Source organism: Microbacterium sp. MYb54 (genome assembly GCF_002979515.1).
GTDB lineage: Bacteria > Actinomycetota > Actinomycetes > Actinomycetales > Microbacteriaceae > Microbacterium.
On record NZ_PCPA01000001.1, the window covers coordinates 507,177 to 523,230 of the forward strand.

General features: G+C 67.5%; 14 protein-coding genes. 5 read left to right on the top strand and 9 right to left on the bottom strand.

What is annotated here, in order from left to right:
- Nucleotides 1–4: 4 nt before the first annotated feature.
- The 3 genes from CQ040_RS02465 to CQ040_RS02475 are packed head-to-tail and all read right to left on the bottom strand — an operon-like array spanning nt 5 to nt 4,149.
- Complete coding sequence (locus CQ040_RS02465; protein ID WP_105525290.1) at nt 5–1,627, bottom strand: GMC oxidoreductase; 1,623 nt, start codon at nt 1,625–1,627, stop codon at nt 5–7.
- Nucleotides 1,620–2,525, bottom strand: a complete 906-nt coding sequence (locus tag CQ040_RS02470; RefSeq protein ID WP_105525289.1) for a YegS/Rv2252/BmrU family lipid kinase — start codon at nt 2,523–2,525, stop codon at nt 1,620–1,622. The genes CQ040_RS02465 and CQ040_RS02470 overlap by 8 nt, the downstream gene beginning before the upstream one ends.
- Before the next feature lies 1 nt (nt 2,526).
- The gene (locus CQ040_RS02475) at nt 2,527–4,149 is read right to left on the bottom strand and encodes an FAD-binding oxidoreductase (protein WP_258131186.1); all 1,623 of its coding nucleotides are present in this window, start codon (nt 4,147–4,149) and stop codon (nt 2,527–2,529) included.
- 20 nt (nt 4,150–4,169) lie between these two features.
- Here CQ040_RS02475 and CQ040_RS02480 point away from each other — a divergent pair, with 20 nt between their 5' ends.
- The 3 genes from CQ040_RS02480 (at nt 4,170) to CQ040_RS02490 (ending at nt 7,031) form a co-directional block, all read left to right on the top strand.
- Complete coding sequence (locus CQ040_RS02480; protein WP_105525288.1) at nt 4,170–4,748, top strand: TetR/AcrR family transcriptional regulator; 579 nt, start codon at nt 4,170–4,172, stop codon at nt 4,746–4,748.
- The gene (locus CQ040_RS02485; protein WP_105525287.1) at nt 4,745–6,196 is read left to right on the top strand and encodes a glycerol-3-phosphate dehydrogenase/oxidase; all 1,452 of its coding nucleotides are present in this window, start codon (nt 4,745–4,747) and stop codon (nt 6,194–6,196) included. Before CQ040_RS02480 ends, CQ040_RS02485 begins: the two co-directional genes overlap by 4 nt.
- A 139-nt stretch (nt 6,197–6,335) precedes the next feature.
- A complete protein-coding gene (locus tag CQ040_RS02490; RefSeq protein WP_258131185.1) occupies nt 6,336–7,031 on the top strand; it encodes an SPFH domain-containing protein in 696 nt (231 codons plus the stop codon).
- Between the two features lie 30 nt (nt 7,032–7,061).
- Here the strand turns inward: CQ040_RS02490 and dxs are convergent, their stop codons facing one another.
- The 5 genes from dxs to dut all read right to left on the bottom strand — a co-directional run bounded on the left by dxs (nt 7,062) and on the right by dut (nt 13,931).
- Nucleotides 7,062–9,002 (bottom strand): 1-deoxy-D-xylulose-5-phosphate synthase, encoded by a 1,941-nt coding sequence (dxs, locus tag CQ040_RS02495; RefSeq protein WP_105525285.1) that lies wholly within the window; start codon nt 9,000–9,002, stop codon nt 7,062–7,064.
- A gap of 156 nt (nt 9,003–9,158) precedes the next feature.
- Nucleotides 9,159–11,993, bottom strand: coding sequence for an aconitate hydratase (locus CQ040_RS02500; protein ID WP_105525284.1), 2,835 nt, complete (start codon nt 11,991–11,993; stop codon nt 9,159–9,161).
- A gap of 153 nt (nt 11,994–12,146) precedes the next feature.
- Nucleotides 12,147–12,881, bottom strand: a complete 735-nt coding sequence (locus CQ040_RS02505; protein WP_105525283.1) for a DUF3159 domain-containing protein — start codon at nt 12,879–12,881, stop codon at nt 12,147–12,149.
- Entirely contained in the window at nt 12,878–13,465 is a 588-nt protein-coding gene (locus CQ040_RS02510) for a DUF3710 domain-containing protein (RefSeq protein ID WP_105525282.1), read from the bottom strand. The genes CQ040_RS02505 and CQ040_RS02510 overlap by 4 nt, the downstream gene beginning before the upstream one ends.
- Complete coding sequence (gene dut, locus CQ040_RS02515) at nt 13,458–13,931, bottom strand: dUTP diphosphatase (RefSeq protein ID WP_181156669.1); 474 nt, start codon at nt 13,929–13,931, stop codon at nt 13,458–13,460. Before dut ends, CQ040_RS02510 begins: the two co-directional genes overlap by 8 nt.
- 12 nt (nt 13,932–13,943) lie before the next feature.
- Here dut and CQ040_RS02520 point away from each other — a divergent pair, with 12 nt between their 5' ends.
- On the top strand, nt 13,944–14,408 hold the full coding sequence (locus tag CQ040_RS02520) for a DUF3093 domain-containing protein (protein WP_105525280.1): 465 nt from the start codon (nt 13,944–13,946) through the stop codon (nt 14,406–14,408).
- Nucleotides 14,409–14,482: 74 nt separating this feature from the next.
- Here the strand turns inward: CQ040_RS02520 and CQ040_RS02525 are convergent, their stop codons facing one another.
- Nucleotides 14,483–14,776, bottom strand: a complete 294-nt coding sequence (locus tag CQ040_RS02525; protein ID WP_028501760.1) for a DUF4193 domain-containing protein — start codon at nt 14,774–14,776, stop codon at nt 14,483–14,485.
- A gap of 196 nt (nt 14,777–14,972) precedes the next feature.
- Here CQ040_RS02525 and sepH point away from each other — a divergent pair, with 196 nt between their 5' ends.
- Nucleotides 14,973–16,025 (top strand): septation protein SepH, encoded by a 1,053-nt coding sequence (gene sepH, locus CQ040_RS02530; protein WP_105525279.1) that lies wholly within the window; start codon nt 14,973–14,975, stop codon nt 16,023–16,025.
- Nucleotides 16,026–16,054: the final 29 nt, after the last annotated feature.

Here is a 16,054-nt window from a genome sequence, read left to right on the forward strand (position 1 = left end):
TCGTCTACTGCGACGGTCGGGAATCCGCTTCGTCGACCCTCGGCCAGTAGGACAGAGCCCGTTCGGCCAGCGCGGTGATCGTGAGAGACGGGTTCACACCGGGATTCGCGGGAACGGACGCACCGTCGACGACGTGCAGGCCGGGATGACCCCAGACACGGTGATAGGCGTCGATGACACCCTCTTCCGGCGAGGCAGAGATCACCGCACCGCCGAGGAAATGCGCCGTGAGCGGGATGCCGAACACCTCCGGCCATGATCCGCGCGCCTGCGCCGACACGCCGCCCTCGTGCTGGACCCGCGCCGCGATGGCTGCGGCAGCGGTGTGGGCCTGGGGAAGGTAGCTCGGATTCGGCTCTCCGTGCCCCTGGGTACTCGTCATCACGAGCCTGCCGAACCGCCTCCGCAACGAGAGCGTGAGCGAGTTGTCCGCGGTCTGCATGACCAGGGCGATGATGCCTCGCTCGCTCCACCGGCGCAGGTTCCCGAGTCGGAACTGTCGCACCGGCGAACGGACCACCTGCGTCAGGAGGCTGCCCAATCGGGCGCCGAGGCGCCGATCGCCGGGGACGAGCACGGTCGCGAGTGCTCCCATCAGGTTCGAGCCCGGTCCATAGCGGACGTTCTCGACGTGGGTGCGATCGTCGACGTGAAAAGAGGTGGTGATCGCCACACCCCGAGCAAGCTGCAGGGATTCAGGGACCTTCGTGGCGACCGCACCGTCGAGAGCCTCCGAGTTGGTACGGGTGAGGCGGCCGACCGCATCCGAGATCCGTGGCAGCGCGCCGGACTCTTTCATCCGATGCAGCAACTGCTGCGTGCCCCAGGTGCCGGCCGCCAACACGACCTGCGCGGCTGTCACGGTTCGAGGCGCGTGCCGGAACCAGGCGCCGCTGCGCTGCGTCGTCACCGCGAATCCACCGCCGGCGAGCTCACGCACCTCGCTGACGGTGCGCAGCGCTTCGATCTCGACGCCGCGTCGCTCGGCAAGCGCCAGGTAGTTCTTCATCAGGGTGTTCTTCGCGCCGACACGACATCCGACCATGCAGTTGCCGCAGAGCGTGCATCCGGTGCGATCGGGGCCCTCGCCGCCGAAGAACGGGTCAGGCGTGCGCTCCCCCGGCTTTCCGAACCACACCCCTACCGGCGCGTGACGGAAGGTGGCGCCGACTCCGAGGTCGTCGGCCGCGCCGGCCATGATCCGCTCGACGGGTCCGGTGTGCGGATAGTGCTCCACCACGCCGAGCATCCGTTTCGCCGTCGCGTAGTGCGGGGAGAGCTCGGACTCCCAGTCGGCGATGCCCCGCCACTGCGGGTCCTGGAAGAACGCGGCACCCGGCTGATAGAGCGTGTTGGCATAGTTGAGCGAGCCCCCGCCGACCCCAGCACCCGCGAGGATCATCACGTCCGGCAGTCGATGAATGCGCTGCACGCCGTAGCAACCGATCGCGGGAGCCCACAGGTAGCGGCGCAGGTTCCAGCTGGTCTTCGCGAAATCGTCGTCCTCGAAACGACGCCCCGCCTCGTACACGCGCACCCGATAGCCCTTCTCGACCAGACGAAGCGCGGCGACCGAGCCTCCGAAGCCCGAGCCGACGATGACGACGTCCTCGTCGAACTCAGCCATTGGTCTCCTCCGGCACGAGCATCGTGAAGGCTGCGGGAAGCACCGACACCGTGCATTCGTCTTCGCCGATCCGCTCGCCGTCCGCGTAGACGACGAGGCCGGGCGCTGCGACCGTCACGGTCCGCGCACGGCGATGCACGACTTCCCGCCGGTTCAGGTGCGTCCCCCGCAACAGCAACGGAAAGAGACGCAGCAGACGCAGTCGTCCGAGTGGAGCGACGTGCACGAAGTCGAGCAGCCCGTCGTCGGGAACGGCCCCCGCACAGATCGGCATCCCGCCGCCGTAGCTCGATGTGCTTCCGACCGCGATCAGCGTGCCGGGAGAACTCGTTGGCGGCTCGTCGTCGACGGCGAGGGTGAAGGCCATGGCACGCAGGCGCACGAGCTCGATCAACAGGGCGAGGTAGTAGCGCGGTGCGCCGTGGGGCCAGCGAAGCCGGTTGGTTCGATCACTGACTTTCGCATCGAACCCGAGTGCGGCGATCGTGAGGAACTTGCGCGTTCCCCCCGCGGTGCGGATCTCTCCCACATCGATCGCCCGGGGAACACCGGTGAGCGCGAGCTCCGCGGCGGCTGCGGCATCGCTGCGAGGCAGACCGAGGGCGCGGGCGAGGTCGTTGCCCGTGCCGGCAGCGACCAGAACCACCGGGACCGACGCGGCGCACACCGTGTCGAGCACGCCGGACAGCGTTCCGTCGCCACCAACCACGACGAGCGCCCGAGGTTCGTCAGCGAGGGCCACGACGGCGAGTCGAGCGGTGTCCGCCGCGGAAGCCCCCGCGTATGTGCGTACGTCTGCACCGCGCTCTCTGAGGTGCAGAACAGCGGTCTCCGCCGCTCGCCCACCCCGGCCTTTGCCGGAGAACGGGTTCGCGAGCACGGCGATGTGCTCAGCCACGTCAGCGCGTCCGCTCGATCGGTATCACGGCGCCGGGGTTCAGGATGCCGGTGGGGTCGAGTTCCCGCTTGATCGCGGCGAGAATGCGGATGCCGGTCTCCCCGATCTCCGATTCCAGCCAGGGAGCATGATCCCGACCGACCGCGTGGTGGTGGCTGATGGTGCCGCCGGCCGCGATGATCGCATCGTTGACCCGCGCCTTGACGGGTCTCCACACGCTGAGAGGATCGGAGCGGATTCCGGCGAGCACGGTGAAGTAGAGCGATGCACCTGTGGGATAGATGTGGGACACATGGCACATGACGTAGGACTTGGCACCCGCGTCGGCGAAACCGTCCTTGAGCGCGCTCTCGACGGCGGCCCGCAGCGTCTGCAGGTTCGACCAGGTCGTCGCCGTCTCCAGCGTCTCGCAGAAGACACCGGCGTCGAGCAGCGAGTCCCGGAGGTAGGGCCCGTCGAAACGGCCCTCCAACCATTCCTCGGCCGCGCCCTCGCCCGCTGAGATTCCACCTGCCGCCGTGAGATGTGCACTGGCACGGGCTCGACGCTCCGCTATGGCGTCACCCTCGTACACCGTCACGACACTCGCGCCCTTTGCGAGGGCTTTACCGATCTTGCCGACCTGGGCGAGGCTCACGGCCGTCTCCGCCTCGTCGGAGAGGCGGATCACGGTCGGGCCTGCCCCCTGCTGTGCCACCCGACGCAGCCCCTCGACGCCGCCGGCGAAGTCGGGGAACGACCACGACTCGAAGAACCTGTCTCGCGGGATCGGATGCACCCGCACGCGCACCTCCGTGATCACCCCGAAGATCCCCTCCGAACCCAGGAACACCCTGATCAGATCAGGGCCGGCCGCAGATCCGGGCGAACGCCCGAGCTCGATGTCGCCGGTGGGCGTCGCCACCCGGATTCCGGTCACCATCGCGTCGAACCGACCGTTTCCCGCCGAGTTCTGCCCTGAGGAGCGTGCGGCGGCGAATCCACCGATCGTGGCGTAACGGAAACTCTGCGGGAAGTGACCGAGCTCGAGCCCGTAAGCGCCGAGCAGCACCTCCGCCTCCGGTCCCGTCGTGCCAGCAGCGAGCACCGCTTCACCGCTGATCTCATCGAGACGGGTCAGGCCGCTCAAGCGTCGCAGGTCGAGGCTCACGACCCCGTGATGTCTGCCCCTCTCGGGATCCAGCGCCCCGACGACGCTCGTGCCGCCGCCGAACGGGATGACGGCGACGCCGCGAGCGGCCGCGACCGCCAGGCACGCACGGACCTCGTCGTGGCTGGCAGGACGGATGATGGCATCCGGCACTTCCTGCTCGACCTGCCGTCGACGCAGCAGATCGGGAGTCGACCGCCCACCGGCGTGACGGATCCGGGCCTCGGCGGAGTCATCGACATTCTGCGGGCCGACCGCAGTGCGGAACGCCTCGAGGTCGCCATCGGTCAACGCAGACGGCGCCAGCCGCACCTCGGCGAACTCGACAGCCGGCTCCGGTCGACGGATGCGCCCGAGCAGCAGCGGCAGCAGCGCGCGAACCGCGAGCGGCAGATCCTTCGCCTTGGCCGGATCGCCCCAGCCGTTCCATCTCATCGACGGGTCGGCATCGACCCTGCCATTGTCTTGGCCCATGCGTTACAGTGTGACACATCATGGAAGAACGTCAACCTCTCTGGGATGCGACGCAGACGCGGATCCTCGATGCCGCGGATGCACTGATCGAGCGACGCGGCGTGCACGGGGTGACTATCGCGGAACTCGCGCGCCGCGCAGACCTCAGCCGTCCGACGATCTATCGCAACTGGAGCGATGCCGACGACGTCGTCCGGGCCGCTCTCCTGCGGCGAGTCCACGGTATCCTCGGCACGTTCCCCGCCCACGCGCGCACCAGAACAGCCCTCGTCGATGACGTGCTGCGCTTCACGACGCTCTTCCGGAACGATCCGCTCTACGCGCGCCTGCTCGCAGACGAACCAGAAGCGTTCACCCGTTACACGCTGCAGCGCGTCGGGTCGAGCCAGCGGATGATCCTGTCGTGGCTCGCCACGGCCATCGGTTCAGCGCAGGAGGACGGCTCGGTCAGACCCGGCGCGCCGCAGGAGATCTCTGTGATGCTGCTGCTCATCGCCCAGTCCGCAGTGCTCTCCCACGGCACTGTGGCCGACCTCATCTCCGAGGCCGCGTGGGAGCGTGAGCTGCGTGCGGCGCTCGACGGACTGCTCCGCCCATGATCAGGGAGTCTTCCGCGCTCAACACCGCGCGACGGAGGGTCGATCTCACGCTCTCCGCAGACGAGCGAGTCGACGTACTCGTCGTCGGCGGCGGGATCACCGGCGTGGGGGTCGCTCTCGACGCCGCGTCCCGCGGCCTCAGCGTGACCTTGATCGAAGCCGAGGACCTCGCCTTCGGCACCAGCCGGTTCAGCTCGAAGCTCGTGCACGGCGGACTGCGCTACCTCGCGACCGGTGATGTCGCGACCGCGAAGGAGAGCGCGATCGAACGCCACCTCCTCATGACGACGATCGCTCCGCACCTCATCCGCCCGCTCGGACAGCTGCTGCCTTTCAGCTCGGGTGTCACGCTGCGTCAGCGTGCGGCTGGCGCGATAGGCATGGGCATGGGCGATCTCCTGCGGATGAAGGCGCGCACGCCCCGCGCGGTGCTGCCGGCTCCCACTCTCATCTCCGCACGCACGGCGACCCGACTAGCACCGGCGCTCGCCGCACACGGTCTGCGCGGCGGCGTGCTCTCCTACGACGGCCAGCTGGTCGACGACGCCCGGCTCGTGGCCACGGTGGCCCGCACCGCGGCATCACTCGGTGCGCGGATCCTCACGAGGGTCCGCGCGATCGAGCTGCGAGGCGACGGCGCAACTGCCGAAGACACGCTCACAGGCGAGCGATTCGAGATCCGCGCCCGCGCTGTGATCAACGCCACCGGCGTGTGGGCAGGCTCCCTCGACGACACGATCAGCGTGCGCCCGAGCCGAGGCACCCACATCGTGCTCGATGCGGAGGATCTCGGTGCTCCGACGGTGGCGCTGACGATCCCCCATGAGGGGTCGATCAGCCGTTACGTCTTCGCCTTGCCTCAGGCCTACGGCCGGGTGATCGTCGGCCTCACGGACGAGGACGCCCCCGGCGCAGTCCCGCGCGTGGCTCAGCCGACAGAGCCCGAGATCGAGTTCCTGCTGAGAAGCCTCAACCGTGTCATCGCCGAACCGATCGGCCGTGAACGCGTACGCGGCGCCTTCGCGGGCTTGCGGCCGCTGGTGCGCAGCGGAGCGGATGCCACGGCGGACGTATCGCGGCGGCACCTCGTGACGGCTTCCGAGTCAGGCTTCATCACGGTCCTCGGTGGAAAGCTGACGACCTACCGGCGGATGGCGGAAGATGCCGTCGACCTCGCGTCGCGGACCCTCGGGCTGCAGGCGGCGCCGAGCCGCACGGCATCGTTGCGACTCGTCGAGCGCGTGATTCCCCCATCCGACGATCTGCTCGACGAACCGACGGGGCTGACCCGCGCGGAGGTGGAGTTCTCGTTGCGCGTGGAAGGCGCCATGACCCCGGATGACGTTCTCGACCGACGCACGCGTGTCGGACTCGTGGATGCCGATCGTGAGCGGTGCCGCGAGGCCGTCGAAGAGGTCGTCGCGCGCACACTGGCCGACCTCACCTGACCCCTTCCCCGGCGGATCCGGGCCGGCGCGTTTCCACTGCACAGCGTCGCGGGGAACGTGTGGCGAACAGCGCATGAACTCCCCCTCCCGGCGCCTCCCCGCTGCGTTCTGACGCGCGACGAGCCTGCACAGTGGTGTCATGGACATGCTCTTCACGATGCTGGGCGGCAAGGGAATGTCGGGGCTGCTGAAGACCGGCACGGCGCTCCTCACGACTCTCCTGATCCTCCCCGCTCTGCTCAAGCTGTTCGTCGTCACGGTCGACGAGGGCTGGGCGGCGATCCGCACGCGGAACGGCAAGCCGATCATCCGGAATCGTCCGCAGCGCCGACCGACCAACCGCGGCGGGGCAGTCGGCGAGGTGGTCGTGCTCGATCCGGGGTCGCATGGAGCGTTCCCGCTGTTCTACTGGTATCGGCTCATCGACGTGCGCTGCCGCGCGACAGATCTCCCCGCACGCGAGATGAGCGGCTCGAGCGGGCATCAGCATCGGGTTCACGCGTCGTTCGAATGGCGCCCGATACCGACGGGCGGTGACCTGCGCGTCTTCGAGCTGGATGTCGTCAACGTCAAGGAACGCGCCTCCAACATCGTCGGTGCGGCGCTGAGAGACGTTATCCGCGGGCTCGACGGCTCGGAACTGCCACACAACGACGAGATCAACACCCGCGTGATAGCCGCCAGCGCGGAAGAGGTCCGCCGTGCCTGCGGTGTGGAGCTCGTGCGGGTGATGGTCACCGGCGACGCACTCACCGACGGGTACCTGATGGCGACCGCGCTCCGGGACGCAGATCGAGGAGCGCAGGCGGTCGCAGCGCTGCACGCCCTGAACTGAGGACGCTACAGGCGCCGCGACGTCCCGGGGTCAGCGCCGCTCGTGCAGCGGCAGATCGATGGTTCCGGTCTCGCCGGCGTGACGCGCCTTGGGAATGCGCGTTCCGAGCACCTGCGACACGATGTCCTGCGCGATCTTCGGCGCCGTGAGACCAGCATCGGCAAGAATCTGGTCGCGGGAGGCGTGGTCGATGAACTCGTCAGGTAGACCCAGCTCGTCGACGGCGGTATCGATGCCTGCCTCGCGAAGGACCTGGCGTACTCGGGTGCCGATGCCGCCCACGCGAATGCCGTCTTCGAGTGTGATCACGAGGCGATGATGGGCCGCCAGCTCGACGATCGAGGGCTGCACCGGGATCGCCCAGCGAGGATCGATGACGGTCGCGCCGATGCCCTGTGCCCGCAGGCGCTCGGCGACATCGAGTGCGAGCTCGGCGAACGGGCCGATGGCGACGATCAGCACGTCTTCCGACTCGCCGCGGGCGAGCAGGTCGACCCCATCCTTCAGCCGCTCGATCGCTGGAAGGTCGGCGGCGACTTCCCCCTTCGGGAAGCGGATGACGGTCGGGGCATCGTCAACCTCGACAGCCTCAGCGAGGGCCTCCGCCAGTCGCGCGCCGTCACGAGGTGCGGCTATGCGGATATGCGGGACGATCTGCAGCATCGCAAGGTCCCACATCCCGTGGTGGCTGGGACCGTCTGGACCGGTGACTCCCGCGCGATCGAGCACGAAGGTGACGCCGGCGCGGTGCAGCGCGACGTCCATCAGCACCTGATCGAAAGCACGCCCCATGAACGTGGCGTAGAGCGCGACAACGGGGTGCAGACCGCCATACGCGAGCCCGGCGGCAGAGGCCACCGCGTGCTGCTCGGCGATGCCCACGTCGTAGACCCGATCGGGGAAGCGCTCGGCGAACGGCGCGAGGCCGGTCGGTCGCAACATGGCAGCCGTCATCGCGATGACGTCGCTGCGCCGCTCCCCCACGGAGACCAGCGCCTCCGAGAACACATCCGTCCAGCCGCGCCCGCCGGACGACAACGTCTCACCGGTCGTGGGATCGATCTTTCCCACGGCGTGGAACTGATCGGCCTCATCGTCGCGGGCCGGCTGATAGCCGCGGCCCTTCTCGGTGATCGTGTGGACGATCACCGGGGCGCCGTAGGACTTGGCGAGTTCCAGCGTCTCGAGGAGGGCGGGGAGGTCGTGTCCGTCGATGGGCCCGAGGTACTTGATGTCGAGGTTGGAGTACAGCGCCTCGTTGTTGGTGAATCGTGAGAGGAAACCGTGCGTGCCCCCGCGGACGCCACGGAACACGGCACGCCCGACGGGACCGAAGGCCCGGAACAGGCGGTCGGACTTGCGGTGGAGGTCTTTGTATGCGGCCGCGGTACGCACGCGGTTGAGATACCGCGACATGCCTCCGATCGTCGGCGCATACGAGCGGCCGTTGTCGTTGACCACGATCACCAGGTTGCGATCGTTGTCGTCGGAGATGTTGTTCAGGGCCTCCCACGTCATGCCGCCGGTCAGCGCACCGTCGCCGACGACCGCGACCACATGCCGATCGGCCCGGCCGGTAGCCGTCAGCGCCCGGGAGATGCCGTCCGCCCAGCTGAGAGAGCTGGAGGCATGCGACGATTCCACGACGTCGTGGGGGCTCTCTCCGCGCTGCGGGTAGCCCGCGAGGCCTCCCCGCACCCGCAACGCCGAGAAGTCCTGACGTCCGGTGAGGAGCTTGTGCACATAGGACTGATGCCCGGTGTCGAAGATGAAGGGATCGTCCGGGGATGAGAACACCCGGTGCAGGGCGATCGTCAGCTCGACGACGCCCAGATTGGGGCCGAGGTGGCCACCCGTCCGCGAGACGTTCTCGACCAGGAATGCCCGGATCTCCGCAGCGAGTTCGGCCAGCTGGTCAGTCGAAAGCGCGTCCAGATCACGGGGTCCTGAGATGCTCGGAAGAATCGGCATCTGCACCTCCTCACAGGCTCCGTCAGAAGCGCCCGACGACGGTGCGGGCGCGTGTCGATCCTACCCCGCCAGGCTCGGAGAGCACGGTGAAACAGCACCCCCTTGACACGACGAAGGGGCTCCGATCCGAAGATCGGAGCCCCTTCGTATGTGGGATCAGACCAGCGAACGCAGCACGTACTGCAGGATGCCGCCGTTGCGGTAGTAGTCAGCCTCACCGGGGGTGTCGATGCGGACGACCGCGTCGAACTCCACCGGCTGCTTGCCCTCTGCCGAGTTCTCGCTCGGCGTGGCCGTGACCTTGACGGTCTTCGGCGTCACACCGTTGTTGAGCTCGTCCAGGCCCGAGATCGAGACGATCTCGGTGCCGTCGAGACCCAGCGACTCCCAGCTCTCGCCCGCAGGGAACTGCAGCGGGACGACGCCCATGCCGATGAGGTTGGAGCGGTGGATGCGCTCGAAGCTCTCGGTGATGACCGCCTTGACGCCCAGCAGGCTCGTGCCCTTTGCAGCCCAGTCGCGCGACGAGCCGGAGCCGTACTCCTTGCCACCGAAGATCACGAGGGGCGTGCCCTGCGCCTGGTAGTTCATGCTCGCATCGTAGATGTACGACTGCGGGCCTCCGGGCTGCGTGAAGTCACGGGTGTAGCCACCCTCGACGACCTGGCCATCGTTCACGGCCGAGACCATGACGTTCTTCAGACGGATGTTCGCGAACGTGCCGCGGATCATGATCTCGTGGTTGCCACGACGCGATCCGAAGGAGTTGAAGTCCTTGCGGTCGACGCCGTGCTCGGTGAGGTACTGCGCCGCGGGCGTGCCCGTCTTGATGTTTCCGGCCGGCGAGATGTGGTCGGTCGTGACCGAGTCGCCGAGCGTGGCCATCACACGAGCACCCTCGATGTCGCGCACCGGAGTGAGCTCCATCGTCATGCCGTCGAAGTACGGGGCCTTGCGCACGTAGGTCGAGTTCTCGTCCCACTGGAAGATCGCGTCATCCGGCGTCGGCAGGCTCTTCCAACGCTCGTCGCCATCGAAGACGGTGGCGTACTGCTTGATGAACTGCTCGCGCGAGATCGACGAGTCGACGAGCTCCTGGACCTCGGCCGGGGTCGGCCAGATGTCCTTCAGGAACACGTCTTCGCCATCGGTGCCCTTGCCGAGCGCGTCGTTCTCGAAGTCGAAGTGCATCGACCCTGCGAGTGCGTACGCGATGACCAGCGGCGGGCTCGCGAGGTAGTTCATCTTCACGTCGGGGCTGATGCGACCCTCGAAGTTGCGGTTACCCGAGAGCACAGCTGTCACGGCGAGGTCGTGCGAATTGATCGCCTCGGAGACCTCTTCGATCAGCGGGCCCGAGTTGCCGATGCAGATCGTGCAGCCGTAGCCGACGGTGTAGAACCCGAGGCCCTCGAGATCCTTGTCGAGTCCGGACTTCTCGTAGTAGTCGGTGACGACCTTGGAACCCGGGCCGAGCGTGGTCTTGACCCACGGCTTCTGCTTCAGGCCCTTCTCGAGCGCCTTGCGTGCGACGAGACCGGCGGCGATCATCACCGACGGGTTCGACGTGTTGGTGCACGATGTGATGGCGGCGAGAGTGACGGCACCGTTGTCGAGGATGTACTTCTCCCCCGACGGCGTCGTGACCGGCACGGGCGTGGAGGCGTTTGCCGGGGCGCCGCTGTTGATGTGCACGGGACGCGTCGTCGTCTCCTCATCGCCGGGCGACTGACCGGGGTCGGAGGCCGGGAACGAGTGCTTCGACTCGAGGTCGACGATCGAGTCCGAGGTCGATGCCGTCGCGTAGCTCAGGATGTCGTGCTCGAACTGCGTCTTCGCCTCGGAGAGGAGGATGCGGTCCTGCGGGCGCTTCGGACCGGCGATCGACGGAACGACCGTGCCGAGGTCGAGCTCGAGGTACTCGCTGAAGGTCGGCTCGTGCGCGGCATCGTGCCAGAGCTTCTGCTCCTTGGCGTAGGACTCCACCAGGGCGACGGCCTCTTCGCTGCGACCGGTGAGACGCAGGTAGTCGAGCGTCACGTCGTCGATCGGGAAGATCGCGGCGGTAGAGCCGAACTCGGGGCTCATGTTTCCGATCGTCGCGCGGTTCGCGAGCGGCACCGATGCGACGCCCTTGCCGTAGAACTCGACGAACTTTCCGACCACGCCGTGCTTGCGCAGCAGATCCGTGATGGTCAGCACCACATCGGTCGCGGTGACGCCGGCCGGGATCTCACCGGAGAGCTTGAAGCCGACGACGCGCGGGATGAGCATCGACACGGGCTGACCGAGCATCGCGGCCTCGGCCTCGATGCCGCCGACGCCCCAGCCCAGCACGCCGAGGCCGTTGACCATGGTCGTGTGCGAGTCGGTGCCGACGCAGGTGTCGGGGTATGCGCGGAGCACTCCATTGACGTCGCGATCGTAGATGACCTTCGCCAGGTGCTCGATGTTCACCTGGTGGACGATGCCGGTTCCCGGCGGGACGACCTTGAAGTCGCTGAACGCGGTCTGACCCCAGCGCAGGAACTGGTAACGCTCGCCGTTGCGCTCGTACTCGATCTCGACGTTGCGCTCGAGGGCGTTCTCCGAGCCGAACAGGTCGGCGATGACGGAGTGGTCGATGACCATCTCGGCCGGCGAGAGCGGGTTGATCTTGTTGGCGTCTCCACCGAGGGCCGTGACGGCCTCGCGCATGGTGGCGAGGTCGACGATGCAGGGAACACCGGTGAAGTCCTGCATGACCACACGGGCCGGCGTGAACTGGATCTCGGTGTTCGGCTCCGCCGCGGCGTCCCACGAACCCAGAGCCTCGATCTGCGCCTTCGTCACATTCGCGCCGTCCTCGGTGCGAAGCAGGTTCTCCAGGAGGACCTTGAGACTGAAGGGGAGCTTCTCGAAACCGGGCACCGTGTCGATGCGGAAGATCTCGTAGTCGGTACTGCCGACTGTCAGGGTGCTCTTGGCACCGAAGCTGTTCACCGTGGACACGAATCCGTCTCCTTCTATTCGGATGGGAGCGACAGGCGCCTCCATCTTGCTCGCCAGAGAGCCCCTGCGGCTAGCAAGGCGGACCTAACCAGTCTGCTCCGCGAAGCTCACGGGCGAAAGCCTGCGATTTATCTTGATGTCAAGATAAATCTATCACGCCTCAGCGGCATCTTCGCGCGCAGGCGCGCGCGGATGGAGCGCGCGAACGACGAGCCAGGTCACGGCGATCAGCGGGGCGAACAGCGGCAGACCCATGATGAGCTTGAGCGTGCCGAGCGCCGTGACGTCGCCTGCGAGATAGAGCGGCAGCTGCACGGCCAGGCGAGTGAAGAACAGCGCGGCCCAGGCGATTCCGAGCCAGAAGTACGCACGACGCTTGCGGCGATCGTTGCGCCACGTCGTGCCCTCCCCCATCAGGAATCCCACCGCGAGACCGATCAGCGACCACCCGATCAGAGCCGATACCAAGATGACCGATCCGTAGACCGCGTTCGTGATGAGACCAGGGACGAAGTTGTCCGCACCGCGGCCGGTCCACAGCGCCAGTGCGGCTGCGGCGACGGCGGCGATGAGCCCGCCGAGGGCTGCCGATGGCGGCGACTTCTGCACGAGGCGCACGATCGTGAAGACGGCGGCGAGACCGACCGAGATGCCGAGTGAGAGGACAAGCGGTTCAGGGCGGATCGTGAAGATGATGACGAAAGCGAGGCTGGGCAGCACCGACTCGAGGATGCCCCGCCACCCGCCCATGGCGGTCCACACCACCTTGTGGGTGGCCGAGCTCTCCGACGGGTCGAGCCCGGCACGACGCGCAACGCCGCCGAGGGCCTCGCCGAGGATCTCGGAGGTGCTCTTCTCGCGTTCTGCGTCGGGTTCCGGGGTGCTCACGCGGAACCAGGGGTCGCCGGCATCTTCAGCGGGATCAGATCGCGAGGAGGCATCGGCGTGCCGCCGCGGACGACCACGATCGAGCGGAAGAGGTCTTCGACCTTCTCGGCCGCTTCCAGATCGGAGGCGCCGGCTCCGCCGATCACGCCGCGGAGGAACCAGCGCGGGCCGTCGATGCCGATGAAGCGTGCCAGCCGCAGACCGGATCCTTCTGCAGCTGTCGCGGGAACCTCGGCGAGGAGCTCCTTGCCCAGAGGGCCTTCCCTCTCTTCGACGCGGCCGCCCTGCGCCTTCACCTGGTCGCGAAGCTGCACGCGCGTCTCGTCCCACAGTCCACCGGTACGGGGGGCCGCGAACGGCTGCACCTGGAGCGAGGAATCCGCGTAGTCGAGACCGACCGCGACGATGCGCTTCGACTGCTCCTCGACCTCGAGGCGCAGATTCAGTCCTTCGCGCGGAAGGATCTTGATGCCGCCGAGATCGATGTACGGGCGGACCGGGTTCGCCTCGGAGTCATCGAAAGGACCGTCGGTGGCACGGTTCAGCGGTGCCGACTTCGAAGGAGTCTCGTTGTTGTCAGTCATTGGCCTGTCCTGCTTCGTTCTGAGGGGTCGCTGCCTGGTACCCGGTGGAACCGAATCCACCGGCACCACGGACGCTGTCCGGCAGCTCGTCGACCGGGATGAACGTGGCGCGCGTGACCGGCATGATGATCAGCTGCGCGATACGATCGCCGACCGCCACATCGTACGCGCTCTTGATATCGGTGTTGATCAGGCTCACCTTGATCTCTCCGCGATAGCCGGCGTCGACCGTACCCGGCGAGTTCACGATCGAGATCCCGTGCTTCGCCGCCAGCCCGCTGCGCGGAACCACGAATGCGGCGTATCCATCCGGCAGTGCGATGCTGACCCCTGTGGGCACGAGTGCGCGCTCCCCCGGCTCGAGGTGCACGGCTTCTGCCGCGATCAGATCGGCACCGGCATCACCCGGATGCGCATACCCGGGCACCACTGCGGCGATAATGGGGACATCAACGGAATCGGTCACCCAATGAGGCTAATGCAGAACCCCACCACTGACACACGTCCCCGCTACCGCGAACGACTCGCTCCGAGCCTCTGGCTGCTCGTGACCGTCGCCGTGGCCGGCCCCATGGTGTCGCTCGTCTTCGTGCCGATCGGCTCGACCGTCGCGCTCGTCCTCGGCGCGGCAGTCTCCGCGCTCCTGGTGGCGGGCTTCATAGCGGCCACGCCCGTCGTCTCGGTCGTCGGCACCGTGCTGCGCGCGGGCCGCGCGCATATCGACACGAAGCATCTCGGCGAGCCTGTGGCGCTGACCGGTGCAGAAGCCCGCGAGGCTCGTGGTCCCGGTCTCCCGGCGCGCGGATGGCATCTGATCCGCGGCGGCATCGATGGCATCGTGGTGATCCCGAACCTCGATCAGGACGACCCGGTCGATGCGTGGACGATCTCCACCCGAACACCGGACCGCCTCGCCGCAGCGATCCGCGCCTCCCAGAACTGAGAAGCGCCCGTACACGACAGCGCGCCCCTGACCGGAGTGGTCGGGGGCGCGTGATACGTCGCTCGGAGGACTGCTTACGCAGCGCACTCCTTGCAGATGGGCCCGGATGCGCCCTCGTGGTCGAGCTGTGAGCGGTGCTTCACGAGGAAGCAGCTCATGCACGTGAATTCGTCCTGCTGCGCTGGCAGCACGACGACGTCGAGCTCGAGGTCGGAAAGGTCGGCACCCGGAAGGTCGAAGCTCGACGGGTTGTCGGAGTCTTCGTCCCCGCTAGAGCCGGAGGATTTGTCCGGCACACGCTCCTTGAGGGCTTCGATCGACTCGGAGTCGTCTTCGCTCTTTCGGGGGGCGTCGTAATCGGTTGCCATGCGGTAAATCTCCACTTTCATGGTGCGAGTGGGTGGTGCGCCGTCGGGTATCGGCGGCCATAGTTTGCACGACCGGACGCGATAACGCAAATGCTGTCCGTTCGACAGAGCAAACTCACGGCACGCCCAGGGTATTCCCGGCCCCGACGCCCCATGCGTGACACCATGATCGGACACCCATCAGAGGGGCATTCGCATGGAAAACGTCACCATCGTCGGCACAGAAGCAGGAGTCCTCGTACTCGCGACCGAGTCGGGCGAGCGGTTCGCGCTGCCCATCGACGACATGCTGCAGCGCGAGATCCGTCGCGCGACCCGCCAGAGCGAGCCGACCGCGCAGAAACTCGCCGCGAGCCCGCGCGATATCCAGGCGCAGATCCGTGCCGGTCTCACCGCGCCCGAGGTTGCCGAGCTGCTCGGCATCAGCGTCGATGACGTCGCCCGTTTCGAGGGGCCTGTCCTCGCCGAGCGCGAGCACGTGATCGGGCAGGCGCTCGCGGTTCCCGTCCTCATCGGCAGCGAAGTCGAGCCTGACGCGCAGCCGACCTTCGGCGTCGCCGTCCGCGCGAAGCTCGCCGAGATCGAGGCCACGTCGGAGCGCTGGGCGAGCTGGAAGGAGGACTCCGGCTGGACCATCAAGCTCGAGTTCACTGCCAACGACGTCGAGCACGATGCCCGCTGGAGTTTCGATCCTCGCCGCAGCGCTCTGTCGCCGCTCAACGCCGACGCCACGCAACTGTCTCGGCAGGGTTCCCTGCCTGAAGGCCTCATCCCCCGCCTGCGCGCAGTGGATGCCGACCGGATCACCTCTCCGTACAAGGACGAGAGTCGCTTCGACTCCGGTGCTTTCGGCCCGCGCCTGCTGCCTGCGCCGGACGCGGAGATCGAAGATCCATCCCTCCCCGAGCGCTCCGACGCTGCCGCGCAGGATGCAGCGATCAAGCGCGCACCCGCCGCACAGACGACGAGCCCGGAGACGGCCGATCTGCTCGAGGCGCTCCGTCGTCGTCGTGGCCAGCGAGAGACCGCGCCGCTGCTCGATGACACCGAAGACTCTGAGCGCTCCGACCCGAGCCCGATCTCGCTCTTCGAGGCTTTCGACCAGCCTGCCGACGAGCCGGAACCGCCGACGCCCGCTCCTCAGGCGACCAACGCTTCAGATTCGGGTGACACCAACGGTCGCCGGCGCCGCCGCAACGCGATGCCCTCGTGGGATGAGATCGTCTTCGGTGCCCGCACCGACGAGTGACTCGCGGGTGACCGTGTCGGCTCGGCGAT

Bases quoted from the DNA above. Each gene is read 5' to 3' on its own strand.
- CQ040_RS02465 (WP_105525290.1), bottom strand. From the start codon at position 1,627: ATGGCTGAGTTCGACGAGGACGTCGTCATCGTCGGCTCGGGCTTCGGA.
- CQ040_RS02475 (WP_258131186.1), bottom strand. From the start codon at position 4,149: ATGGGCCAAGACAATGGCAGGGTCGATGCCGACCCGTCGATGAGATGG.
- CQ040_RS02480 (WP_105525288.1), top strand. From the start codon at position 4,170: ATGGAAGAACGTCAACCTCTCTGGGATGCGACGCAGACGCGGATCCTC.
- CQ040_RS02485 (WP_105525287.1), top strand. From the start codon at position 4,745: ATGATCAGGGAGTCTTCCGCGCTCAACACCGCGCGACGGAGGGTCGAT.
- CQ040_RS02490 (WP_258131185.1), top strand. From the start codon at position 6,336: ATGGACATGCTCTTCACGATGCTGGGCGGCAAGGGAATGTCGGGGCTG.
- dxs (WP_105525285.1), bottom strand. From the start codon at position 9,002: ATGCCGATTCTTCCGAGCATCTCAGGACCCCGTGATCTGGACGCGCTT.
- CQ040_RS02510 (WP_105525282.1), bottom strand. From the start codon at position 13,465: ATGACTGACAACAACGAGACTCCTTCGAAGTCGGCACCGCTGAACCGT.
- CQ040_RS02520 (WP_105525280.1), top strand. From the start codon at position 13,944: ATGCAGAACCCCACCACTGACACACGTCCCCGCTACCGCGAACGACTC.
- CQ040_RS02525 (WP_028501760.1), bottom strand. From the start codon at position 14,776: ATGGCAACCGATTACGACGCCCCCCGAAAGAGCGAAGACGACTCCGAG.
- sepH (WP_105525279.1), top strand. From the start codon at position 14,973: ATGGAAAACGTCACCATCGTCGGCACAGAAGCAGGAGTCCTCGTACTC.